This is a genomic window from Microbulbifer sp. MKSA007 (assembly GCA_032615215.1).
GTDB lineage: Bacteria > Pseudomonadota > Gammaproteobacteria > Pseudomonadales > Cellvibrionaceae > Microbulbifer.
Genome location: CP128433.1, coordinates 3,800,733 through 3,824,823, shown reverse-complemented (window position 1 = coordinate 3,824,823; position 24,091 = coordinate 3,800,733). Strand labels below are relative to the sequence as shown.

At 43.7% G+C, this 24,091-nt stretch carries 27 protein-coding genes and 1 pseudogene; 18 read left to right on the top strand and 10 right to left on the bottom strand.

The window, feature by feature from the left end:
• The first annotated feature begins 688 nt into the window (after positions 1-688).
• The 8 genes from QT397_19865 to QT397_19830 all read left to right on the top strand — a co-directional run bounded on the left by QT397_19865 (position 689) and on the right by QT397_19830 (position 5,008).
• Positions 689-1,027 carry a hypothetical protein gene (locus tag QT397_19865; protein ID WNZ55108.1) on the top strand — a complete coding sequence of 113 codons (339 nt, stop codon included), beginning with the start codon at positions 689-691 and terminating at the stop codon, positions 1,025-1,027.
• Between the two features lie 83 nt (positions 1,028-1,110).
• Entirely contained in the window at positions 1,111-1,599 is a 489-nt protein-coding gene (locus tag QT397_19860) for a hypothetical protein (protein ID WNZ55107.1), read from the top strand.
• Positions 1,600-1,655: 56 nt separating this feature from the next.
• The gene (locus QT397_19855) at positions 1,656-1,979 is read left to right on the top strand and encodes a hypothetical protein (GenBank protein WNZ55106.1); all 324 of its coding nucleotides are present in this window, start codon (positions 1,656-1,658) and stop codon (positions 1,977-1,979) included.
• Between the two features lie 90 nt (positions 1,980-2,069).
• Positions 2,070-2,258 (top strand): hypothetical protein, encoded by a 189-nt coding sequence (locus tag QT397_19850; GenBank protein WNZ55105.1) that lies wholly within the window; start codon positions 2,070-2,072, stop codon positions 2,256-2,258.
• Between the two features lie 314 nt (positions 2,259-2,572).
• A complete protein-coding gene (locus QT397_19845; protein ID WNZ55104.1) occupies positions 2,573-3,010 on the top strand; it encodes a hypothetical protein in 438 nt (145 codons plus the stop codon).
• Positions 3,011-3,108: 98 nt separating this feature from the next.
• Positions 3,109-3,699 carry an RNA methyltransferase gene (locus tag QT397_19840; GenBank protein ID WNZ55103.1) on the top strand — a complete coding sequence of 197 codons (591 nt, stop codon included), beginning with the start codon at positions 3,109-3,111 and terminating at the stop codon, positions 3,697-3,699.
• A gap of 234 nt (positions 3,700-3,933) precedes the next feature.
• The gene (locus tag QT397_19835) at positions 3,934-4,383 is read left to right on the top strand and encodes an N-acetyltransferase (GenBank protein WNZ55102.1); all 450 of its coding nucleotides are present in this window, start codon (positions 3,934-3,936) and stop codon (positions 4,381-4,383) included.
• Positions 4,384-4,429: 46 nt separating this feature from the next.
• Complete coding sequence (locus QT397_19830) at positions 4,430-5,008, top strand: dienelactone hydrolase family protein (GenBank protein ID WNZ55101.1); 579 nt, start codon at positions 4,430-4,432, stop codon at positions 5,006-5,008.
• Positions 5,009-5,174: 166 nt separating this feature from the next.
• Here QT397_19830 and csrA read toward each other — a convergent pair whose 3' ends face one another.
• Entirely contained in the window at positions 5,175-5,339 is a 165-nt protein-coding gene (csrA, locus tag QT397_19825; GenBank protein WNZ55100.1) for a carbon storage regulator CsrA, read from the bottom strand.
• A 721-nt stretch (positions 5,340-6,060) separates the two neighbouring features.
• On the opposite strand from csrA, the gene ltrA reads away from it, so the two are divergent.
• Positions 6,061-7,359, top strand: a complete 1,299-nt coding sequence (gene ltrA / locus QT397_19820; protein WNZ55099.1) for a group II intron reverse transcriptase/maturase — start codon at positions 6,061-6,063, stop codon at positions 7,357-7,359.
• A gap of 499 nt (positions 7,360-7,858) precedes the next feature.
• Here the strand turns inward: ltrA and QT397_19815 are convergent, their stop codons facing one another.
• Positions 7,859-8,740 carry a LysR family transcriptional regulator gene (locus QT397_19815; GenBank protein ID WNZ55098.1) on the bottom strand — a complete coding sequence of 294 codons (882 nt, stop codon included), beginning with the start codon at positions 8,738-8,740 and terminating at the stop codon, positions 7,859-7,861.
• Positions 8,741-8,752: 12 nt separating this feature from the next.
• Entirely contained in the window at positions 8,753-9,001 is a 249-nt protein-coding gene (locus tag QT397_19810; GenBank protein ID WNZ55097.1) for a hypothetical protein, read from the bottom strand.
• 128 nt (positions 9,002-9,129) lie between these two features.
• Between QT397_19810 and QT397_19805 the strand changes: the two genes are divergently transcribed.
• From QT397_19805 to QT397_19770, 8 genes and pseudogenes are all read left to right on the top strand, one after another.
• Positions 9,130-10,686 (top strand): transposase, encoded by a 1,557-nt coding sequence (locus QT397_19805; GenBank protein WNZ55096.1) that lies wholly within the window; start codon positions 9,130-9,132, stop codon positions 10,684-10,686.
• A 298-nt stretch (positions 10,687-10,984) separates the two neighbouring features.
• Positions 10,985-12,067, top strand: a complete 1,083-nt coding sequence (locus QT397_19800) for an FAD-dependent oxidoreductase (protein ID WNZ55095.1) — start codon at positions 10,985-10,987, stop codon at positions 12,065-12,067.
• A 451-nt stretch (positions 12,068-12,518) separates the two neighbouring features.
• A complete protein-coding gene (locus QT397_19795) occupies positions 12,519-12,896 on the top strand; it encodes a MerR family transcriptional regulator (protein ID WNZ55094.1) in 378 nt (125 codons plus the stop codon).
• Between the two features lie 36 nt (positions 12,897-12,932).
• Positions 12,933-13,505 carry an NAD(P)H-dependent oxidoreductase gene (locus tag QT397_19790; GenBank protein ID WNZ55093.1) on the top strand — a complete coding sequence of 191 codons (573 nt, stop codon included), beginning with the start codon at positions 12,933-12,935 and terminating at the stop codon, positions 13,503-13,505.
• Positions 13,506-14,106: 601 nt separating this feature from the next.
• Positions 14,107-14,976, top strand: a complete 870-nt coding sequence (locus tag QT397_19785) for a hypothetical protein (GenBank protein ID WNZ55092.1) — start codon at positions 14,107-14,109, stop codon at positions 14,974-14,976.
• Between the two features lie 334 nt (positions 14,977-15,310).
• Positions 15,311-16,311: pseudogene (locus tag QT397_19780) on the top strand (IS5 family transposase).
• Between the two features lie 114 nt (positions 16,312-16,425).
• A complete protein-coding gene (locus QT397_19775; GenBank protein WNZ55091.1) occupies positions 16,426-16,698 on the top strand; it encodes a hypothetical protein in 273 nt (90 codons plus the stop codon).
• A complete protein-coding gene (locus QT397_19770) occupies positions 16,695-17,096 on the top strand; it encodes a GFA family protein (GenBank protein WNZ55090.1) in 402 nt (133 codons plus the stop codon). Before QT397_19775 ends, QT397_19770 begins: the two co-directional genes overlap by 4 nt.
• 303 nt (positions 17,097-17,399) lie before the next feature.
• Here QT397_19770 and QT397_19765 read toward each other — a convergent pair whose 3' ends face one another.
• The 7 genes from QT397_19765 to QT397_19735 form a co-directional block, all read right to left on the bottom strand.
• Complete coding sequence (locus QT397_19765) at positions 17,400-18,698, bottom strand: HupE/UreJ family protein (GenBank protein ID WNZ55089.1); 1,299 nt, start codon at positions 18,696-18,698, stop codon at positions 17,400-17,402.
• A 27-nt stretch (positions 18,699-18,725) separates the two neighbouring features.
• Entirely contained in the window at positions 18,726-19,991 is a 1,266-nt protein-coding gene (locus tag QT397_19760; GenBank protein WNZ55088.1) for a hypothetical protein, read from the bottom strand.
• A 16-nt stretch (positions 19,992-20,007) separates the two neighbouring features.
• Complete coding sequence (locus QT397_19755) at positions 20,008-20,508, bottom strand: hypothetical protein (protein WNZ55087.1); 501 nt, start codon at positions 20,506-20,508, stop codon at positions 20,008-20,010.
• A gap of 57 nt (positions 20,509-20,565) precedes the next feature.
• Entirely contained in the window at positions 20,566-21,051 is a 486-nt protein-coding gene (locus QT397_19750; GenBank protein ID WNZ55086.1) for a hypothetical protein, read from the bottom strand.
• A 151-nt stretch (positions 21,052-21,202) separates the two neighbouring features.
• Positions 21,203-21,814, bottom strand: a complete 612-nt coding sequence (locus QT397_19745) for a TPM domain-containing protein (protein ID WNZ55085.1) — start codon at positions 21,812-21,814, stop codon at positions 21,203-21,205.
• On the bottom strand, positions 21,814-22,560 hold the full coding sequence (locus QT397_19740) for a TPM domain-containing protein (protein ID WNZ55084.1): 747 nt from the start codon (positions 22,558-22,560) through the stop codon (positions 21,814-21,816). The genes QT397_19745 and QT397_19740 overlap by 1 nt, the downstream gene beginning before the upstream one ends.
• Positions 22,561-22,602: 42 nt before the next feature.
• Positions 22,603-23,463 (bottom strand): LemA family protein, encoded by an 861-nt coding sequence (locus QT397_19735; protein WNZ55083.1) that lies wholly within the window; start codon positions 23,461-23,463, stop codon positions 22,603-22,605.
• Positions 23,464-23,549: 86 nt separating this feature from the next.
• Between QT397_19735 and QT397_19730 the strand changes: the two genes are divergently transcribed.
• A complete protein-coding gene (locus tag QT397_19730; GenBank protein ID WNZ55082.1) occupies positions 23,550-24,086 on the top strand; it encodes a YaeQ family protein in 537 nt (178 codons plus the stop codon).
• Positions 24,087-24,091 lie beyond the last annotated feature (5 nt).

The window sequence follows — 24,091 nt, the reverse complement described above, 5'->3', positions numbered from 1 at the left end:
AATGATCTTCTTAGTGACCGTTATTTATGAAGAGGCTAAGATTTTTAGAGTAATAATCTTAAAATTAAAGAGTTGGTTATCTATCTGCAACATTTGATAGTGGTTATATTGATCATACTTTTTTATTTGGTTCGATGGTCTCGTTTATGTACATCTAATTGAAATGATAGTGAAAGGTAAATGTGAGCAGTTGATTTACATTTGAAATAGTAGTCAAGATAATAGTGGTTAGGGAGCTAACATATAAATAAAATGTACAATCATGACAAATAAAATCAAACGAAAATTACATATTGGAAATAGCATTTATTTCTGGGTGGCTAATCAAGAGAATCTTTTTTTTGTATCCATGCAAGGAATTCCATATTCGAGTACATCTCGCTAGAAACACCAAATCTCTATTGTATATAGATGCTAGTAGTTGGTACTTTACTCTGTCACCAAAGTCTGTAAGAGAGGCTGTAGGATTTGCATTGAGTTCAGGTTGGGAGCCAAAAATTGCAGGCAAAACAATGTATGTTTCAATTAATGAGAGCGGGTACTACACCTTGCCGCCGGGGCTAAAATATGACTTTGAGCGACAAGGCAATAGTGTATAACAAACGTAGGTACAGCGACGGCTTTTCCGCTTCGACTTTTCCTTTACTATAAACTCGCATGTGCTGCGGACGTAATGGCTAGTTAATTCATGAATAAAGGGTTAGGAAAATACAAAGAATTTATTGAGAAAGTGGTTTCTATAAAAGAATCAGCCACTTCTAAGTGGGTGGCGCTGGGTATCTACCCGGATACTAAAGAAAACGAGTACCGCAACGAGGTGCTTTCATCGTTATCTGAAGTCCAGCGAAATGAAATTGCTAAAATCGTACAAGAAGCTAAAGAGGCTGGGATACATGATCTTTTGGCATTTTTAAACCAGGAGTGCTCAGTTACTTACCAAGGCTCGGAATTACCATCTGAGCCCTTTGGTACTGAGTTAAACTACGATTTTATTGCCCGTTCGGAGGGTGATAAATGGCCAGAGTAAGTCTAGTCATAACAAAAAAGCGGCGGCACCTTATGCTTTATAGCAGCCGCTGCAAATGCAAGCGTTAAAGTTTTAAGGTGGTTATGAAGTATTTTTTAGTATTTATTCCTTTAATATTGATTTCATGTACAACTTTTGTCGCAAAGCCAGATAAGTTATCTGAGACAGGAAGGGCGTCCGGCACATGGTCAGGTTACATTGAAAGATTTTCTACTAAAGTTCTTCCAAATGATACGGGTGAACCCATTTATCAGGTGGTAGTATTAAACTGTGGAGAGATTCCCGAATTATACATTAAGCTGAAAGAAGGTGGGCCGTTCCAGAAGTTTTATCAGGAATATGAAGTGCTGGAAAAATCTGGAAATTTGCTAATGAATATAATTCATGATGGCGGAGCTTGGGTTGAAAGTCAGACGTGGGGTATTGTTTTTATAAGTTCAAAGAAGGCTGATATCCAATGGAGCAGGATGGTTAGTAACATTAAAAAAGAATCAACAGCTTCTTTAAGAAGTTTTGGTGAAGTCGGTTACGGAAAAATGGAGAAAATTTCTGATAGCTGCGATAGTACATAATAAAAGATTCATGGCCTGTTATTGGGGTTGTAAGTTTGAAGCGAGTGGAGAATTTAATGATTAGAATGCTGTTTTTGGCTCTGGCTACAATTCTGTTAGTTGCCTGCGATGCTGTCGATGATATGAAAGGCATGTTTGAAAAACAGGAGCTTGCCCAAGCTGCCATTAAAGAAAAATACGGCTGGGACTCACAGCTCGGATTTAGTATTGACAATGGAGTATTAACTCAAGTTACTGTTGTTTTAGATGTTAATGACGTGCGCGGAGAAACTGTGAAGAACCTTGAAGTTATAACAAAAGAAGTCGTTTCCGAGGTATTTAAGAGCAAACCTAAGGCAATTTATATCCAAATAGCGAGTATTTCAAATAGTGGATCATAACATTGAAGTTATGTCGCCCTCAAAATAGATGGGTCGGCACCTCCAGCAGAAAACGCCTTCGGTCAAACGTTTTAGGTTGCTAAGCATCTTATGGGTATTATCGATTTATATGATTTTATCTCAGGGGTTGCTAAAAACCTCCTCGAACAAGAATCTAGAGAGCTGATTGATCTTTATGATTCAGTAGAAGAGCTTGGTCCTAATGAGTGGAGTAACAGGGTTGTGATATTCGCAAATGAAATGCTCCTAAAAGATATTGGCATACAGAAAAACTATTGAAATTAGAGGCTGAGATAGAGAGTGCCGATTTTTTCCAAGTTAAACCAAGCTGCCCGTTGTTGCTTTTCTTTATAGTGGCCATGTCGGTGTGCTATTTTAATAAAACAATGATTTATACGTCTTTGGTGCAGGATGGCTTATATTACGTTTGTTGCGATCTAGTTTCCGTTTGTTAAGGTGTTATGTTTAAGGGAGTAAAGTTGAGTATATTTAGAATCTCTTGGTTTCAAGTTATATTTGTGTCATTCATTGTAGCGTCTTGTACGTTTAAAGGAGATGGAATCTATACGAAGGATACAAGCTGGCTAATGTTCATGCCTGCCACATACCATAATGTCAGATTTGATAGTTTTGATATGAGCGAAGAGGGGCAAGAATATGAATTTATGAATATGTGCTCAGAGAACGTAGGGTTTCAATTTAAGGTTTATTGGTATTCAGAGGAGCCAAGGTATTGGGCTAATGAAAAAGCAGGGTTGGAAGTTTCGTTAATGAATATGGCTGGAGACGTTGTTTACCAAACAGTTTTTTTCGCGAATAAGGGGAAATATATAGGAGATAGTGGTATCGGAGATAGCTTGAAATCCTACAATGAAGCAAGAGCAGGCAACAAAACAAATGACATTTTATTGGGCTCGTACTATAAGCATGCTCTTGGGTGCGATAAATACCGAATCAAGATTGCTAATCTAAGTCCGTACGAAAAGGGGTTGGTTATTGCTCGTTTATACCTTGATTCAAGCTGGAAATAACGCCAGATGAAAATATTAGGATACACTACGAGCGGTGCGTGAATATGCATTTGAGTGTAGGGCTATGAATGAACAAATTATCTAAGGTCTTCTAGAATATGGAAAATGATAAAAATGGTGCCCGAAAAAGAGCTGATGAAATTAAGCCTTATCGCTGTAAAAATCTGATAGCTGTTCTCGAGTGCCCGATGGATATGAAGAACATTGGAGCGGTCATTAGAAACGTCAATGCATTAGGCGTTGAAAAGACGTATATTGTTGATCCTCGCAATCTAATACCCGATGACTGGCAGGAAATGAGAGAAAGGAAATCACTCTCGAAGCCGTCTGTCTCTGCGATCAAATGGAGCTTCGTAAAGCGTTTTGATAGTACCGAGGAATGTCTGGCTCATTTGGCGAAAAATAGGTTTATCTCGCTTGTCACCTCTCCCCATGTAAAAGGAAAAGACAACTTTATATTACATGAGGCTGATTATACTCAGCCAAAGCTGGCTGTTTGGTTTGGTAACGAATCTAGAGGTATAAGTGATCTTGCAGTAGAAAATAGCGCTTTCTGCGTATCCATTCCAATGTTTGGAATGATTGAAAGCCTGAATCTCGGAACAACTTCTGGAATTGTATTATATGAAGTTACTAAGCAGCGCCGCGAGTACCAGGAAAAGTACAAGAGAGCAAACCGTAGCGACTAATAGAACGATGAAGTTGATGTCCTATTTGTGTGTTTTTTACACGGTGGCTGCATTCTTTTCCTCAAATGGATAAAGAAACTTTCCTTATTGAATAGGCATCTACCTTTCGGTCGCAATTAATCTTGGGTAACTTATAAAGCAAGCAAAAATTATTTCGTCCTTAAAATCACCCCAAAACGAGAAGGTCAAAGTTACTTTAATATGAGCAGGATAGAGTTTAAGGAGCTAACCCAAGTGAATCGAGATAAGCTGTTAGCTGTACTCAATGAGGATTCACTTAGGGAGCACTTAATTAAACATGAATACTTTGATATCCAAAGTATTAATGAGTGGGGCAAGTTTAAATTAGAAGTAGACACCCTGCCAGGGTGCCGCGTTCGACTAATTTATATAGGCGGAGTTTTAGCTGGGTGGTGTGGTATTCAACCTGATGATAGCGGCTTTGAGATAGCTGTTGTCATATCTCAACAGTTTTGGGGTTTTGGTCTCTCGGTATTCAAAACAATGATCGGTTGGGCTAAGGAGTTAGGGCATAAGGAAATAGTGTGTCATTTGCTTGACAGTAGGCCAGAATACAGAGCTTTGAAAAGAATATCCAAAACAGTACATAAAACTGAGCTGTTGGGTCGATATTTTACGACATACTGTATCGAACTCGATAAATATTCACAGATTAAACTATAAATGGTTGGTGTATCGTTTCTTTCTTGTTACATGAAAAAAATAAACTATGGCTTGGATTTTGGTTTCAGATATTTTTGGTCGTACAAAAGCGTTAGAGCGATTTGCAGCGGATCTTCCTGGTAGTGTAGAGATAGTTGATCCGTATAATTCAGAATTGATGAATTTCGATTGTGAAGTTGAGGCGTATTCACACTTTACATCAAAGGTTGGGCTCGATAAATACATTGAAAAATTATCAGAGCGAATCAGCGCATCATTTGGTCATGTGAGTTTAGTAGGTTTTAGTATTGGTGCATCGGCCATATGGAGATTATCTGATCATCAAGCTTTGAGTAATGTTTCAGGGGCAATTTTATTTTATAGTTCACAAGTTCGCCATTACGTCAAAATTGATCCTATATTTCCTACGCGCTTGATATTCCCGGTGATGGAGCCTCACTTTTCTGTATCAGAGGTCATGCAGACGTTGAAGCAGAAAGAGCAAGTGGAGGTTCATCATTCCACTTACCTTCATGGCTTTATGAATCCCCAATCCAGAAATTATAATGCAGAAGCTTATGCTAAATACAAGCAGATAGTATGTAATACGCCCTTCAACGACCCCATCTGTAAAGGTTTCAGTTGAATGCAGTTCGTATTGGAGTTTGACAAATATCACATAGAGACAGTTGTTGTTGGTTAGTTTGTGCAAGTATTTAGCTAACCGAGGCCTTTCCAAAGGTCATAAACTAATTGGAAAGCCGCTGGGAAGACCGAACACTTGCTTCTCAACGGCTTCGATAATTCACCATCTATTCCTTTTGGATGCGCCTATATATTTCTTCTCGATGAACGGGTACGGACTTGGGGGCATGTATCCCCATCTTCACTTGATTGCCTTTAACCTCTAATACCTTAACCGAAACTTTGGTGCCGATTCGTAGGTTTTCACCTATTCGACGTTTCAATATCAACATATTCATTTCCTACTGATATAGGCTACAAGAAAGAGCGTTCTCTTGGGTGAGTATTGAAAGAAGCGGCTAGAAGAGGGGGCGCACGAGAACGATAAGCATAGAAGAAGGAAAGGCGAGCGCAACGCTCCCAGAGCTTGGAGACACACCCCAAGCTACTGAATGTACTCCACTTTATTGAAGACGAGCGGGTATCTAGCGTATGATGCATATAGCCAGTGCGTCCTGAGTATTTTTTTTTTTTATTTTTTATAAATAAAAAATAAATACGTGCTATCCAGGAGATGGAGGTCGGCCCTCCGTTATCGCTTTGCAGGAAGTGATAACAAACCGCCTCAAGGTGATCGGAGTAAAGAGCTTTGGTTAGAAGCGCTTGAGGAAAAGGCGTAAGAGATACGTCAGGTATGTTGTGTAGAGACGAATGCAAATGAACCACTGATGAGGTGTCGAAAGCGTATTACCAAGATGATGTCAAAACCCGTGCACTGGCTAAGTGCGGGGATAAGCTTGGAGGTTACCTGTTTACCGACCGAGTGGCATCCGGCATAGAGGTGGCGTGAACACACAACAGGCTTTTGGGTGGAACAGGAGAACCTGTCGTCCAGGTGTTAAGGAAGAGCGTCAAGTAGAGGCCCTACAAGACGTTGAGTACCAAGACTGGTCACAGGGGCGGAACAACCCGTAGTAGTGGAGAAGCGGCTGTAATGGACGTGGAGCGAAGGGGTTGTCGTATTCGGCGACTAACCGTGTAATCAACCCAGATGGGGAGGAATTAACGATTAGCGCAAAGCCATTCAATATTCCCAAGCGAGCGGTTTGGGAAGCGTGGAAGCAGATTAAGGCTAATGGCGGCGGAGCGGGGATTGATGAGATAACGATAGAGCAATACGAATCGAGTCTTGTCAAAAACCTGTACAAGCTATGGAATCGGATGTCATCTGGCAGCTATTTTCCATCAGCCGTCAAACGAGTGGATATTCCGAAACTCGATGGCAGCCTGCGACCACTGGGTATCCCCACAATCGAAGATCGCATTGCACAAATGGTGGCTAAGCAACTGCTGGAGCCAGAATTGGAGAAGGTATTTCACCCTGACTCCTACGGTTATCGGCCAGGCAAATCTGCTATAGACGCAGTGCGTCGAGCTCGACAACGATGCTGGGATAGAATCTGGGTAGTTGATTTAGATATCAAAGGTTTCTTTGACAATATTAATCACGAACTCCTGCTGAAGGCATTAGATAAACATAATAATCATCGGTGGGTCAGACTCTATGTACAGCGCTGGTTAACGGCTCCAGTACAACATCGGGACGGACAGCTTGAAGAGCGAACACAAGGTACTCCACAAGGGGGCGTAATTAGCCCGCTACTAGCAAACTTGTTTTTGCACTACGCGCTGGACGCCTGGATGGTGAGAACGCACAGAGATATTCCTTTTGAGCGTTACGCGGATGATGCTGTTTACCATTGTCGTAATCCTCGAGAGGCGGATCGCTTACTGGCGGCTCTAAAAGCACGCCTGACTACCTGCGGGCTTGAGGCTCATCCAGAGAAAACGCGCAAGGTTTACTGCAAGAACAGTAATCGTAAAGACTCCCACCCAGTGACCCACTTTGACTTTCTGGGGTTTCGATTTGGTCCCAGAAAAGCAAGGAATCGCCAAGGGCAGATCTTCACCGCATTTAGTCCTTCAATGAGCCCTAAGGCCTTCAAGAGGATTAAGGATAAGGTCAGGCAATGGCGAGTAATAAACTGGGTGGATCGATCACTATCTGAAATGGCAAAAGTACTTAATCCCGCAATACAGGGTTGGCTGAACTACTATGGTCACTTTGGGCGGAGATATGGTGTTTATCGACTTCAGAAGTATCTTGACCAAACGCTGATGCGTTGGGCCAGGAAGAAGTTTAAGCATCTAAAGCGAAGCTGTTTCAAGAGCTGGGTCTTTATTGGAAAGGTTCGTCAACAAATGCGCGGCTTGTTTGCACACTGGAGAATGGGAAGATTGCAAATGTGCTGAATACGAAGAGCCGTATGAATTGAGAGGTTCACGTACGGTTCTGTGAGAGGTCGAAGGGGAAGTTCCTTTGGTCTACTCGACTTTTGATAGTGTCTGTATCAATTTGGTTAGCTGGCCCCGGGTGTTGGTAGCACCTTGGGTCAGCGCCTTTTACTTATTCTTATATCTCGCTACCGTTCTCCTCTTGAAGAAATAGATCGTTTAGGAAATTCTGGTACTTCTATTTAGGTGAGAGCCGAATCAAGCCCAACCAAAAATAACAAAATACTAATAGAGATCTATCGATTTTACGCATCTTTGATATGGAAACAAACTTAATTGTTTCTAACAGGATAATTTAAGCGCCTTTTATTTACCTATGCGCTAGTGTGATGAAGCTCAACCAAAGAGTTTCTCTCGTAAAATACAAACACCTAATAGGTCAGCTTCAAATTCTTAGAATCTATGTATTAAACATAAAGAATCTGAAAAATTTTGGTAGAAATATCGTAAGTGTTTTCTAATGAAAACCCTGAAGGTTTAGGAATAATTGCCAAAGGTAACTTGCTACGGGACCCATCGGATCAGATACTTGTCTAGCCACCCGCACTTCCAGTTCTTGCGGTTTTGGTATCCCTTCCACTGCTATGGGCGATAATAAGCCCTGTTCAAGCTCCGCTTCTATCATATGTTCTGGTAGCGTACCCCAACCCGTACCTTGAAGAATAATTTCTTTTTTAGTCGGAAAATCGTTGACTTTCCATTGATCGCCCCCTTCAAGCACCCCGTAGGTTTTAGTGGATGACTTCCTACCACTGATGATCACCTGGGGATGGCGTAGCATAATCTGCCTTGGGACTTCATCGTATTGGGTAAGTAGGGGAGAGTCGCCAGCGATCACAGAAATGAATTTCATATTCATTAGATGAATGGATTCAAGCTGGTCGTAAGTTTCAGTCCACGGAATAATAGCTATGGAAACCTGGCCTCCCTTCAATAAGTCCAGTGGCCCGAGGCCATTTTCGGAATAGACCTCCAAGCGTGTTTTTGGGTACTCAATTTTGCACTGACGGATTGCGCTGAGTATTGGGCCGACTGGTATGGCGGAAGTAAACGCAATACCTACTTCCAGTTCTTCTCCTGCGACTAGCTGTTTAGCTAAGCTCTCAAACGAGTGGGCTTCAGCTAGTACATATTTGGATTGTTCATACAGGGCTTTGCCGTCAGCTGTGAGTGTGCTCCTGTATTGGTCCCGATCAAATAGTTGTAGATTGAGGTCCGCCTCTAATTTCTTGATGGCGGCGCTTATAGTGGGCTGTGTTCGGTGAAGTGTTTGGGCAGCAGCTTTTAGCGAGCCACCTTCAACTATCGCCTTAAAATATCGTAATTGTTCCAAAGTCATAGTGGCGTGAGCTTAGAGAAAATATAGGTAAGTTTCTGATGCAGCATATTTGAGGATCTTAAACTGAAAATAGCCATTAACTGGCTTTCTTTTGTGAAGCATCTTTTCTGTTGTGCTGACAACATGAGTAATCTGCACTTGATACCATTTGCCAGTGCTTGCAAACTGGACAGCATCAACACCGCTGATCATTTTGAATGAGTAACGTAAACCAGCTACTTGTTTTTCTTCTGCCTGCAGAAGCTGGGAGTCTGCATACACCTTTTTACTTCATACCTGCGCGGTATCATCACCCGATATCAGCTGAATCAACCTGTTCAGGCTGTAGAAAAACTCTTAAAAGGTAGCTTTTTTGTTAAAATGGAGGTCTTGATGTCGAGATTATCCATATGCCCAATTTCAAACGTTACGATTACAACCAAGATGCAATGGTAATCATCAATTTCGAAGAGCAACTACAACCTGAAACCTTTGAGTTTACACTTCATCATCTGATTGATGACCATATCGACCTCTCTGTCTTCCATAAAAAATATCAAAATGATAGCGGCGGGCGAACCGCTTATGATCCAGCTATCCTCCTGAAAATCATATTGTTTGCTTACTCAAAAGGCATTACCTCAAGCCGTGAAATTCAATGGCAATGTGAGAACAATATCCTCTTCAAAGCACTGTCATGCGATACCGTTCCACATTTTACTAGTATTGCGAGTTTCGTAAGCAGTTATCCTGATGCGATTGAGTCGGTGTTTGAGCAAGTGTTACTGGTCTGCGATCAGCAGGGGCTGCTTGGCAACGAACTTTTCGCAATAGATGGATGCAAGATGCCATCCAATGCCAGCAAAGAACATTCGGGAACTTTTAAAGAACTAGAACAGAAGCAGGAAAAAATTCTCAAGAAGATCAAATATTGTCTCAAAGAGCACAAGAGGCTTGATGGCAGGAAGCCTAATGAAAAAGAGCGAAAACAAGCGGTAGCTAAAGCGGCGGATACTCTTCAGAAACACTTTGATAAAATTGATCAGTTCTTAAAGAATCACTCCCCCAGGATGGGACAAGGTAAAAACCCTAAAGAAGTAAAAAGTAATATCACAGACAATGAGTCAGCCAAGATGACTACCAGCAAGGGAACCATCCAGGGCTATAACGGCGTTGCCGCAGTTGATAGGAAGCATCAGATAGTTGTTGAAGCACAGGCCTTTGGTGAGGGGCAAGAACATCATACATTGAAGCCTATTCTCGATGGCATCAGTTGCCATTATCAGCATATAGGAATAGATGAAGACATCTTGGCCAAACAGGTCATCATTACTGCTGATACTGGGTTCTCCAACGACGCTAACTACAGCTACCTGCGAGAGAGCGGCATCAATGCCTATATACCTGACAATAAATTCCGTTCACGTGATAAAGCTTTTACAAAGCAAAAAACCAAGTATGGCAAGCGCAATCAAAAAGGTAGGGCTAATGTCCAGAAGACTATCCCAGCTAGTGAATTTACATTCAACAAGAAAAAGAAAACCTGTATCTGTCCTGCAGGAAAAGCGATGCTCTTGTTAAAAGAAGAGCATGTCAGTGAAGGTAAGAAAAAACTACTGTTCGAAGGGCGCCTCACTGACTGCAGGGAATGCAGCCTTAAAAATCAGTGTATGCGAAACCCGGAATCTGCCAGCTCTCGAAAAGGACATGGAAGGCAAGTATCCCTAACTTGGACAAACGGACGGACAGCCACTGACTGGATGAAAAAGCGGGTTGATAGTATCGAAGGCAAGACCATTTATGGACATCGAATGTCTGTTGTCGAGCCAGTGTTCGGGAACATTGGTACCAACAAGCGATTGAATCGCTTCTCGCTACGAGGAAAAAGTAAGGTTCAGGGACAATGGCAGATGTTCTGCTTGGTACATAATATAGAAAAGTTGATGAGATATGGCAGTATCCATTGATTGAGTATAAATTAGGGGCATCAAGGCGCCTAAATTTAATACAATGAAAGAAATTTAGTGGTATCGCTAAATTTAGACCGAAATTTTTGTTTGGAGGAACCTGAGGAATGACAGCTTTTTCTAAAACTGTTTTTCTACAGCCTCGTTAGTCAAAAGCTAACAAGAGGTTAGATTATAGTTAATATCATTAGCTTAAGTCTAACTTTATCCTTATCTCCCTATCAAGAAGTGACCTGTTCGTGAGGCATTGCGAGCGGTCGCGCTTTATCCGAACAGTTGAACGATATTGAGGCGAGTTATGATCAAACGGACAGACGTGTTAATCGTTGGTGGAGGCTTTGCTGGTGTTTCTGTGGCCCAAAAGTTAGCTAAGCAGGGTATGCAGGTGGTATTGGTTGACCGAAAGGACCATTTTGAAGTGACCTTTGCCACATTACGTAATGCGATAGCGCCTAACTTACTGACTGCTAATCCACGTAAATATTATCGTGACTTTATTCAGAGCGATTTTGTTCAAGCAGATGTGGTTTCCATGGATGACCGGATAGCAAGGTCATCAAATGGATTAGAGATCCACTTTAAGCAGGCAGTTATCGCGACAGGCAGTCGTTACCCAACCTTGCCGATAGCTAAATCCACATCAGCTTATACGATTTCCGAGCGTGAGCAAGAAATGCGGAATGAGCAAAAAATACTGGCGAAATCTCAGTCAGTTTTGATTGTAGGAGGCAGTACCGTGGGTGTGGAGCTGGCCGGGGAAATTAGCAGCGCTTATCCCCATAAAACCGTGACGTTAGTCCATTCTAAAGATGTACTACTTGGCCATCTTAAGCCTAAAGCTCAGAACAAGGCGCTAGAACAGCTTACGGCTAAGGGGGTTAGCGTACATCTCAATACCCGGTTAGTTAAAGAAGGTGCAATTTACCGTTCTATGAATACTCAAGAAACTTTCAAGGCAGACTTGATTTATGAATGTGTAGGTATGTCGCCAAATACCGAGTTTCTAAAAACAGAATTACCCGGTGTGTTAGATAAGATGAGATTAATTAAAGTGGACGAATATATGCGGGTTAGGGGTTATTCTAACCTTTATGCGATAGGTGATTGCTCTACTCTGGATGAAAATAAGCACGGCTATATAGCAAATGTTCAAGGAGGCATCTTAGCGAGCGTTATCATTAATCAAGCCAAAGGTAAAAAGGCTAAGCCTTATAAAACACCTAGTTATGCCATTGTTACGCCGACCGGTACAGAGACAGGTGTAGCTCAAATGCCCTTTGGTGTTTTTACTTCAAAGCTATTTGTTAACCTGAAACAAAAAGACATGGGGATAGGCCACATGCTTAAAGCGAGCGGTACAACTCCAGACTTACTTAGCTAGAGCTTTTTGGTATACAGTAGAGTACCTCTAATTAAAATCAACCAGTCTCTAAGGTTTCTCTGAATAGACATTCTCACTGACCATTGAAAATCAAGTAAGAGGTAGTCCAGATACTAGCCATACTTGCCAGATGCGTATGAGGCGGCATAGAGGTGTTACTGCCATTAGTAGTAGTTTATTTACGTAGTTAGGTTCCCCGTCTGAATTTATTACAGGAAATTAGAGGACCTTTTCTTCTTAATTTGCGGTATTGCGTATTTACGTTCTCCAACGTAATGTTTGTGCCGAAAGCATGAGAATGTAAGAAGTGAGTCCCGGCTCTTATGGGTTTCTACTAGGTACCCGTAAGAGCTGCGAAGGTCCCAAACTCATGGAAGGCTCCTTTCATGTGATGAATATTTTTCATAGGCTGTAATCTCAACGGGAAATTGAGCATAGGTAGGAGGTCTGTATGTTTATAGGAGAGGTGTCAAGAAGAACGAATCTCACTGTAAAAGCGATAAGATTTTATGAGGAAAAAGGCCTTATTGCCGTTCCTAAAAGGCAGGGCAGATATAGAGTCTATACGGCAGAAGATGTTGAAATTCTTACTTTGATCTCAGAAGCCAAAGTACTTGGGGTGACTTTGGCTGAGTTGAAGGATGTTATTCGGTACCATAATGGAGAGGTTGATTGGGCTCGAATCAGCGTTTTTCTGAAGAAAGTAAAAAGAAAAATTGAGGCTGAATTGGAATCACTTTCTAATAAAGCTGAGAAGGTTGATCAATGTATTGCGTCTATAGATTCCTGTCATAAAAGCCTTGACCCTCCCCTTAAGGGGAGACGGTAGACTTTTCATCATGTCTTTAAGCAATAGTATGACGAGATGAAAAATATCCTACTTTTAAATGGCAATCCAAAGAAGAACAGTTTTGTTAAGCAGTTGAGCGATGTCTATGAGTCTGAAGCAAAGAGACAGGCTAATGTTCGGCGATATAACCTGTCGGAAATGGACTTCAATTCGAATTTAGAGTTTGGGTACGATGATTATCAAGTATTGGAGGATTGTCTATCTGAATTTCAAGAGGCTCTTAAATGGGCACAGCATATTGTTGTGGTGTCGCCTATTTGGTGGGGCGGATTGCCAGGAAAGCTAAAAGGCTTGATTGATCGATCTTTTCTTCCCGGAACTACCTTTAAATTTGAGAGTGGTAGTGCAGAACCGATACAGCTTCTTAAAGGCAAAACATCAAGAATAATTTTGACAATGGATGCCCCTACAGAATATTTAGAAGAACAAGCAAAGCCAGTATTAGAGCAGCTTGATCGATTTACTCTTCAATACTGCGGCTTCTCGAAAGCAGAGGTTAATTTATTTGGTTCAATGATTATGTCTGATAAGAATCAACAGGGTTCCTGGTTGAAAGCTGTTAAGGGACTTGGTGCTAGATGTATTTAGCCTAGAACATATCAATCTATGTTAGTTATGACTTCCTAACGACAACCAATACACTTGACGATACTTTAACTTCAATCGGTAGAGATCTAAGTAAGTGTATTTCAGGCAATGTATCTAATTGAGCTGCACTTTCTACCAGATTGATGTCTATCTGGTAGAAAATGCAGCAGCCATTGGGACTAAAGTATCGCTCATTCTTAATCCCGCAGAATAAAAATTGATCATTCGATTGATATTAGAAAATAGTGCTCGTTACTCCATAGTTTCCATCATCATCTATTCTTTTGGACAGACTTGTGGATTTACTTACAGCGAATAGGTGGATATCTGAGGGTGTATCTATAAATTTAAGATCGTCGTGTCCCGATAACTCTCTCTGTAACTGAGTGCTCAGTGTGGATTGGCAATACTAAATGAGCCGCAAGGTCAGTATATATGGAGGGCAAAAGGGAGGTCTGAACCTTCGCTATAAAGTCGCTTTTGTGTATATTTCATACAAATAGTCGGCAGATCACACCTCTTCTCACAAGAATCAGACAAAATTCATATGGACGTCAGGTGTTATAAAGCCTGAATAGATACATTGGTTGCTTATTACTTCATGTTTAAGCAAGGATATGTCATGAGGCACCTTTGTATTTCAATTGCTCTACTCTCACTCCTAATTTTGAGTGTTAACAGTTATAGTCAGGATACACCGACAGCTCTTGAAGGACCCTATCTTGGACAGAAACCTCCTGGGTTAACTCCAAAGTTGTTTGCTCCTAATCCCTCGAAAGAGTATCGGGATTGGGGTGGTTACTTCACGCCTGATATGCAGGAGTACTACGTTACAAGAAGATATCACCAAAGTGGCGAGTCTTCGAAAGTTGCATTCAAGCTTGACGGTAATCGTTGGTATGAATCGGAAGTGGCCTGGGGTGGTTCTATCTCACCTGATGGTCAAACAATGTATTCTAGAAATCGATATAGAGAGCGCACAGATAATGGTTGGTCAGATCCTAAAAGCCTGGGGCCACTATTTGAAGACTTTCGTATCATGCGCCTTACGGCTTCTGCAAAAGGAACGTTTGTATTTGATGAAGTAGGTTCAAATGGAGATGGTATTCTTCGCTATTCGCGTCTGTTAGATGGTAAGCGTGAAGCGCCAAAACCTTTTGGAGAGCAGATAAATACAGGCAAGTGGACTGCTCATCCGTTTATTGCCCCTGATGAGTCCTATATTATCTGGGATAGTGAAAGAGAGGGTGGATTTGGTGATAGCGATATGTACATCAGTTTTCGTCAACAAGATGGCTCATGGGGCGCAGCTATTAACTTCGGTGACAAGATCAATACAGAGGGGGAAGATGGTGGTGGATATGTAACGCCCGATGGAAAATACCTTTTCTACTGTCGGCGTTGTACTCCACCGAATTTTGAAATAATGTGGGTAGATGCGAAGTTTATTGAGGCCCTTAGACCTAAATAAAATTTACACTAAGCTACGCCTAGTTCTCTGTATCTATCATTATTTTGCTAAATTTAAATTCTTTAATGATATTTCCGGTCTTCACGATACATGAAGCCCCGGTTGATCCCGCAGCAACCTGTTAAGTTGTATAGAATCCTTTCACCAAGTAAGAAAGTGAGTACCACACTAAGTGTGCTGGCGCTCACTTTTATATATTGCTCAACTCAGCCTCTATTAGCCACTTGCTACCGAAAACTTGAATCAATGTTGAGAGAAATCAGGTTAGGGAACCTCTGAATAATTCTGAGCCAATTTGGTAATATTCACCTACCCATCAAGACTACGATGAATCATGCACCAAGTCACCTTTGCCGAAGCAGAATATAAGCTAAAGCGCCGTATAACTCGCCGAGAGAAGTTTCTTTCTCAAATGGAAGCCCTTATCCCATGGCAGCGACTAGAAGCTCAGATCACTCCTTGCTATCCACAAGGCAAACGTGGCCGACAGCCATATCCATTGAGTGTCATGCTCCGTATTCATTGCATGCAGCTATTTTACAATCTCAGTGATCCCGCTATGGAGGATGCACTGTATGAAATTGAATCCATGCGTAGTTTTGCTGGATTGACTTTGAGCGGCCCAATTCCCGATGAAACAACGATTCTTAACTTTCGCCACTTATTGGAGCTCAATCAGCTTGGTGCAGCGCTTTTTGATGAAATCAACAAGCATCTTGCTGAGAATGGCATGGTACTGCGTGAAGGCACGATTGTAGATGCCACTATTATCTCTGCGCCAACTTCAACTAAGAATAAAAAGAAAGAACGTGATCCAGAAATGCATCAAACAAAGAAAGGCAATCAGTGGCACTTTGGAATGAAGATGCATATCGGGGTTGATGATGTGCTCGGAGTAATACATAGCGTAGATACAACAGCAGCGAATTCGCATGATGTCACAACCACAGAGCGAGTCCTCCATGGGGAGGAAGGAAGAGTCTGGGGTGACTCTGGGTACATTGGTGCGGAGAAGCGTGAAGAGTTGAAGGAGCGGGAGGTGGATTGGTACATAGCAATGAAGCCGAGCAAGCTAAAAACTCTTCCAGGGCGTGATGCACTCCGTAAGGCGGAAAAGATCAAGGCACAGATAAGAGCGAAGGTTGAACACCCCTTTCGCTACATTAAACGGGTATTTGGTTATGACAAGGTCCGCTATCGGGGACTGTTAAAGAATACTGAGCGGCTGTGCTTGCTAGCAGGCTTTACTAACTTACTAATAGGGAGAAAATACTTGGCCACCTAGGGGTGGTTCGCCTGAAACCCGCCTATTTAGGGTTTCAGATGAAAAACTAGGGGACTATTACGCGAAAATTACGCGCTTGAGCGTAATAAAGTGAATTTTTCAAGCAGTTCAGCTTAATTCTAGAAAAATGCTTCGTTGATCAGAGGGTCCTTAGATAAAGGTTTGTGCAAATAGAAAACGCAAAAAGATATGCGCGCCATGAAAACCTGTTCTTTCTGATAACCTTTTATCTATTTGGAGTGGAAGTTCAGCCTGAGACATTTGTTGTAGAACAGATAGCTAATACCGGAGTTAAAATTAGCTGGAGGGATTGTTCAGTGCGAATAGATGCTCTTTTGGGGCTCCATGATCGGTTAAAATCTATACAAGGTGATATAGATGTCTCAGATATGTGGGCTTTGTATCTTTCTATTATTAAAAAAGGAGTGTCTTTTTGACTAAAGGTGAATGCAATTGTGGAGAGATAGCTTATGAGATACAAGAATCCCTCACAGATTTATATATGTGCCACTGTTCAATCTGTCGTCGCTCCACAGGGAGTGGCGCTATTACTGTAGCTATTGTGCCTACCGAGAAGTTTAGTTGGATTAAAGGTAAGGAGAACCTTAAGTATTGGTCTAAGCCCGGGCATGATTGGCATACAAATTTTTGCGCTACTTGCGGTTCGACTCTGCCCGGAGAGAATGATTCTTTAAATACTTACATTCCTGCAGGAAGCTTGGTGGATGGTAACGAGAATCTAAAAGTGGTTCATCATTTATGGGTTGACTCAAAGGCTTCTTGGGAAGTAATAGGTGACGCAGGGAAGCGGCATCCCAAGGGGTTTGGATCTTAAATTATTTAACATCCTGATTTATTGTGCTTTGTATTTTTACTCACTATTACGTGTGTAGTGGCAGGGAGGTTAATTTTGGAGTGAGTTTTGTCTCTGGAACTTGGGAATACAAATCAGTTTTAGGTGTATTACTACTGGGGTGTAAGGAAAGAATACACCGCACTCGAGACACGCTGTGAATACATCCCTGTAAGCTCCTAATCGGCATCCATGCCTCATAGGGTCTCGAGAGCAGTGTATTATTTCCTTCTCCCTTTTTAGTATCTCGGGTGTAATAGCCAGAGAGGAAACTCATTCTTCTGTTCAGGAAATTGCCGAAACAAGCTCATATCCTCTATCTAATGTCCAAATAAAAGCAATTGCGCTGCAGAGTCCAGCAACAGAATAACGTATCCGGATTTCCCATTCCTTTTTCCACAGCCTGGCTAAATAGGCAAGGGGCCATATGGCAAGAATTATGAGTACTTGCCCGGCTTCTACCCCCAGGTTGAAGGCCAAGAGGCTTTGCCAGATATTCGGGGAGTCAACTTGGAGTATTTCATGTAATACAAATGAAAAACCCAGGCCGTGGAGTAGGCCGAGCATGCAGGTGCCGATAAAAATTGTACTTTCGCTGCCTGTGATCTTAGTGTCTTCCCTGTGTAGTGATATCCAGGCCATATAGATTATGGATAGGGCGATACCGGTTTCTACCATAGGTACGAACCAGCTGACTGTGGGAACAAAGCCAAAGAATCCGGCTGAGAGGGTGATACTGTGACCGATGGTAAAGCCGGTAGCGCGCCACAAGAGTAGGGGTAGGCTGAGTGCACCGAGGCTTAGGCAGAGTACAAACAACACGTGGTCCAGCCCCTTCAGGATATGGGCGATGCCCTCCGCCAGAAAAGTCTTCACAGCGTCTATTGAGGAGTGGGTAATCAGTAGTGGCTCTTGCATAAGACCGCGTGAGCGAAAGACCTGGGTCCTACCTGGATTGTAATCCAGTACCATGTTGGCGGTGTCTTCCTGGTTGGGGAGGCCTGGGTTAAGAGAGCTGGATAGTTGATATTCCCCAAGGGGAGCTTCCAGAGGGTAGTAGATCTGAATATCAACCAAGGTGTCACCCACATACAACCTTTGATTGGTATCTTCAGGTAAATATTGCTTTAAAAATGCCTGCTGTGCCTCCTCCAGCGTTGCAAAGTCCGGTTCACTTCCTATCCGATACAAGCGCACGGCTTTTACATCGCCTTTTATTTGCATGTCAGTATTGCGGAGAAAAGTGGCGCTCTCTGCAATATTACCGAGTCCTAGAGGCGCTAGCTCCAGCTGTTGAAAGTCAACATAGTGGACCAAGTCACCTTGATCCAAGGAGTTTTTGGTATATGGGGCGGGTTGTGGGAGTTTGCCTGTATAGGGGTCGCGCCCCAGTCCTGTTTTATCTGCCAGTAAATAGGGCATAGGCACTCTCATATATAGGTTGGCACCACTGGCTGTGTGCTCTATATGGAAAATCCGTACATTGAGGTTGAGAAGGAAATGCGCTTGTGCTTGCCCGCTGATGCTGGATATGAGGAGATATAGAACAATCATCGCGGGCAACTTGAGTGTGCTGTTTTTCATGGCTCTAGCTATTTCTCTATTTTATTCTTACCGTACGGATAGGGGAGTAAATCCAGCGATTTTCCAGTGGTTATCAGACTGGATAATTGCGATATTGGCCCGGGTCTCTTGCGGTCTTTGTTCAAAGTGTCCCCAGCTTCGGTCCTCTACTACCGCCTGCCAACTTGTAATCAACCGGAATCCTTTGTTGCCATTCAGGTTAATTTGGCTGGAGTACTCGACTTTAAGGTTTGTAATAGTACTGATTGATCCCAAGCCACCACTTGTTGTTTGGGGGCGATAAATTTGTGCCAGATTTGAATAGGTACTTTCGAATCCTTCCTTGGTAATCAGGTTTTTTAGCTTTAATTCCAGATTGATCGGTAGAGGCTCTTTAAATGCGGCTGCAACTTTTAACAGTAGCTGTTCTGTTACTTGGCCCAAGTCCCGTTTTTTAGCGGTTCCCGGGAGGTTTACTAGGTATTCTTCTGGAAGATTGAGGTACAAAGCGCCAGCTGAGATTATTATGGCGGTATAGAGAATAGTTGAACCCTGGCGGCCTATAAGTGAGTGTTTTGTGGATAGCGTCAATACAATTATCGTAATAATAAGAAATGAAAATAGGATTGCCATAGGGACCGCCAGGCTGGGGGTTTCTATTACAAGTGGATCGCTATTTGGAGGTCGGTAATCGTATAGGTAGTTGTGCCACTGAATATCAGGAAATGAGGGAATTACATGGGTGGGGAATGGGCCTGTGGGGTCCTGAATTAGGGTGGGAACGGAGTTGATCGTATCGGTAAATAGATTCCAGTCTACGGTAACACTCTGAGGCAGTGCATCGATGGAAAATTTTTCCCGGTAGCCAATCATCACTGAGCCCATTTCAATAGTGTCATTCTCTGAAATCTGTGAGTACCCGCTGTTATTTGCGCGGAGAAAAACAGTCTCAATGCTATTCGGCTGTGAGGGCGACTGATCAATAGAAGTTGGATTTTTATTATTTAGATAGCTGCGTACCGTGTGGTGCAGGAAGGCCTTACTTTCTGGTGTTAATGGTTGCCAGGCATCGAAAGGGTGATTAGTCCACTCCAGTAAGTCCTTGGTGCGAACGAGTATCTCATGACGTATCTGGCGGGGCTCTACGTAGAGGAAAGACATTAGAGGGTAGCGATTATGCCGACTAATATTGGTGTTCTTAAAATGTGTATTCCATGGGTCTTTCCAGTCGATAATGAGTGGTTCAGCTTGGGATAGGTAGTGAAAGCCGCTGATAGGTGTTTGCCCGTGGCGACTGGTAAAGCCAATTGTCACGGATGCCAGCTTATCACTACCGATGGGGGGTTAGTTGCAGGACTGAAAGTCCACCGATTGGATATTTCAGCTGAGTTAAAAGAATCTTTTTATCTGTCGGGAAATCCGGCATTTTTATGCCGGTGCGGGGATCGGTTTGCCCAGCAAAAGGGGAAATTCTAGGTTTTCTCTGGGCTACTCGAATTGAGATGAGTTTGGGCTTAATGCTCTTATTTCCAGAGAGTACTTGAAAGTCGAAAGATTGTTGGGTTTTTGCCGATTGTGCCAGTCGATAAATGTCTGGTGTATCATCAATTCCTGGCCAAAATAGTTTGGCATCGCTTGCTGATATCTCGAATCTAATGTTTAGGATATTTTTTTGTATATCGATCTCCGCAATATTGTTGGCGGTCTCAGCGCCACTTAAACTGATGAAATCAGCCTTGCTGGTTGTTGATAATGTACTGTTGAATAATATCAGGGCCAGGCTGATAAGTATTTTGTTGAATGATAAATAAAATTTCGCTTTGGGAGTCATGTGTTGCTTGAGCAGAGTTGATCAGTTGCGCATTATTCGTTTTTGAAGGGGGTTAATTTAGTCTGGTACTTCAAGATCAGTACCGAAGGCTATATTGACTTCCATATAGATTTTCCCAGTCAGCTTTGTATAAATTACTTTTCCGCCATAAATAGTAGGTACGAATACAACCTCAGTGGGGGCAGCTGGTAACTTTTCGGACTCCGGCTTGGTACTGCTGGGGTCCCAAGTCGGAAAATTCACTTGCCGGTTACTGATGGCCCATTCCATTCTGAGGGCGTCGAGATCGCCAATGTGGTTGCTGCACTGATGCTCGACATGAAATGTTAATTTATCACTGTTACCCAATGCTGGCAGGAAGCGGGTCGTGGCTTGCTTTGGGCGAGGGGAGGCTATACGAGTGCCCGGGAAGTTACCGTCCCCGATTGTCGAAGTCGTATTTTTCTTTTGTAGTTCTTGAGACCAGAGAGCGGCACTGAATCCAGATGCCAGTAACAGAAGAGTAATACTGAAAAGCTGCAATAGGGTTTTAGTCGGAATCATCTTCTTGTACAGAGTTTACTTATGGGTTTTATGCCTTTAGGCAGCTTAGTTGATGATTCAAGTCACAATATGAGGGTAGGTTGGTATGGCGTGGAGTTTCGTTTTGAAACTTGAATAAGTTGGTGTTGCCAGTTTTGGGGGATACGGGGATTTAATTGATGACGACTAGATGATTCGGCAGTTCATCTTTAATGGTGCTGGTGGGTATCGCTTCGTGAAGTAGATCTCCGCATTGCTCAATACATGCCAGTAATGCCTCTCCAGCTTTTCCCCGCTTGATTTGTTGCACAAAATTTTCAACTACTCTCTGCCAGTTGTCATTGGTGATGTGTTGGGCAATGCCTCTGTCGGCCAGTATTTCTACATAGTGTTCGGCTTCTGAAACAAATATCAGTAGCCCGAGTCGGTCCTTGGTTGCGTGTAAATCCTGCTCCAGAAATTGCCTGCGGGCTAAATTTGAAGCTCGCCAGAATTTTATTTTCTTTGGTACCAGGCGCATGGTGATGGGGCGCCAGCGGAATATTACTGCCAGGACAATAAATAAAATCCACTGAAGCATCACCGCCTGTTGGAGGTTGATCCAGAACGGCAGGAATTCGATCAGAGGGGAGACTAACAGTGTTAGGAATGCGGCCCATAGAGTAGAGATATAAAGGTAGTTGTCGGCTTCCTTGGCGACCACAGCCATGACTTCAGCGTCGGTGCGGGACTCTACTTCCTTGATTGCCTCTGCTACCTGGCGTTGATAAGTATTGGTGAGCATTACCATCCTCCCGATGCGCCCCCTCCGCCAAAACCTCCGCCGCCCCCGCTAAACCCGCCCCCAGAGCTGCCGCCGGATAGACCTCCGCCAAATCCACCTCCACCATAGTAGCCGCCGTAGCGCCCCCGCTTAAAAATGCGGCTCTGTACAGGTGAACCCAGTGCGGCACTGCCGAAGAGGTGTAGCATGACCAGCAGAAGGAATACGCCGACCAGTACAGCAATTCGGCGTCCCTCTTTGGTTTCTACGGGTTCAGCGACATATTCATTTTTTGTCGCGGCGATAATTGATCGAACTCCTGCATTGATTCCGCCGCTAAAATCGCCATTGCGAAACTCTGGCAGTACTTTGGTTTGGATAATATTTGCCGCCAGTGCATCGGTTAGGGCTCCTTCCAGGCCGTAACCTACTTCGATACGGACCTTTCTATCATTGGGCGCAATCAGGAAAAGCACTCCATTGTCCTTATCTTTTTTTCCTAGCTTCCACTTGCGTGCCAGTTGGTTGGCATACTCCTCTATAGTGATGCCCTGAAGCTCGGGGATGGTGGCGACAACCAGCTGATTGTCGCTGTCGCGCTCATACTGCTGTATCAACTCAGTAAGTTGGTATCTCTCATCGGCCTTTAACAACTCTCCCTGATCTACTACCCGGCCGGAAAGCGCTGGAAACTGTACATCGGCCCAGGCTGCTAAGGCACAGACCAGAGCGATCAGGGTGGTTATGGCAAGACTGGGGCGGTTCATTTTGGGGTCGATGGCGCCTGTCTATTGGAAGTTGAGGAGCCTCTAAATAACTCCGTAATACCTCTGCGGGTCTTGAAGGCTGCAGATGTTAGGCGCAGCTCGCCGCGAATGGCCGTAGCCCTTTGCAAGAGCTGCAACACAGCAGCTGTGGCCTTCAAGGCCCGCCCTTCGGGGCTTGCAGAGCGATTCACACTCCGCGTTACGACTTCTTGAAAGGTCTAGACATTCCTGCGAAGCCGCGCCTTGATTGTGAACCGCTCTGCATGCCAGAGGTATCATGGAGTTATTCAGAGACTCCTTAACCTCAGGTGCCTTATCGGCATCTTCATTGGTGGCTTCGAAAGTTTCTCGAAGCGGCATATCCCTGTAGAGCACGGCATGCCAGATTCTTCCTGGAAAAGTGCGAATCTCGCGGTTGTAGCGCTCTACAGCCTGGATATAATCCCGGCGCGCGACACTGATGCGGTTTTCGGTGCCCTCTAACTGAGATTGCAGTGTGAGGAAGTTCTGGTTGGCTTTGAGGTCGGGGTATCGCTCTACCACCAACATAAGGCGGGATAGCGCGCTGGTTAACTGGCCTTGTGCTGCTTCGAACTGTTGCAGCTTGGCTGGGTCATTGAGAAGGTTGCCGTCAACCTGGAGAGAGCTGACTTTGGCCCTAGCCTCAGTGACGGCTTGTAGGGTTTCCCGTTCGTGGGATGCGTAAGCTTTTACGGTTTGCACCAGATTGGGAATCAGATCGGCACGGCGCTGGTATTGGTTTTGAACCTGGGCCCAGGTGGCTTTAACCTGCTCGTCGTAGGTTGGGATATTGTTGACACCACAGCCGCTGAGGGTGGTTGCCAGCAGCAGTAGCAGTGAGCTCTGCCAAAAGGGCCAGCCGCTGGGGAGCGCAGAGGTCATGCGGAATATCCTTATTCTCACGTGAACCCATCAAGAATAGTCCGCCTGACTCCCGGCGCTGGAGAAGGCATCACCATGGAGCCAAAATGGCGTTAAAAGCAACAATATTTAAGGCCAAAGTCCAGATATCCGATATGGACAGGGATTATTACGCCGAACATCCGCTCACTTTGGCGCGACATCCCTCGGAAACAGATGAGCGTATGATGGTGCGCCTACTGGCTTTTGCACACAATGCGGCGGAAACGCTCGAGTTTACCCGGGGATTGTCCTCCGATGAGGAAGCGGATCTGTGGCAAAAGAACTTGAGCGGGGAAATCGATCTCTGGATTGAAGTGGGGCTTCCCACTGAGGAACGAATTCGCAAAGCCTGCAACCGCTCGAAGCGCGTTATCGTATACAGTTACGGGCGCCGTGCAGCACCAATCTGGTGGCAGAAACAGGCCAGCCAATTGGAGCGCTTTGATAACCTTACCGTCTACCATTTAGCCGCTGATGCCACTGAGCAATTGGCGGCTATGGCTGAGCGCAATATGGACCTGAGTGCAACCATTCAGGATGGCCATATCTGGCTGGCTGATAGTGACAACAACGCGGAGATTACTCCGGAAACCTGGAAATAGGAGCA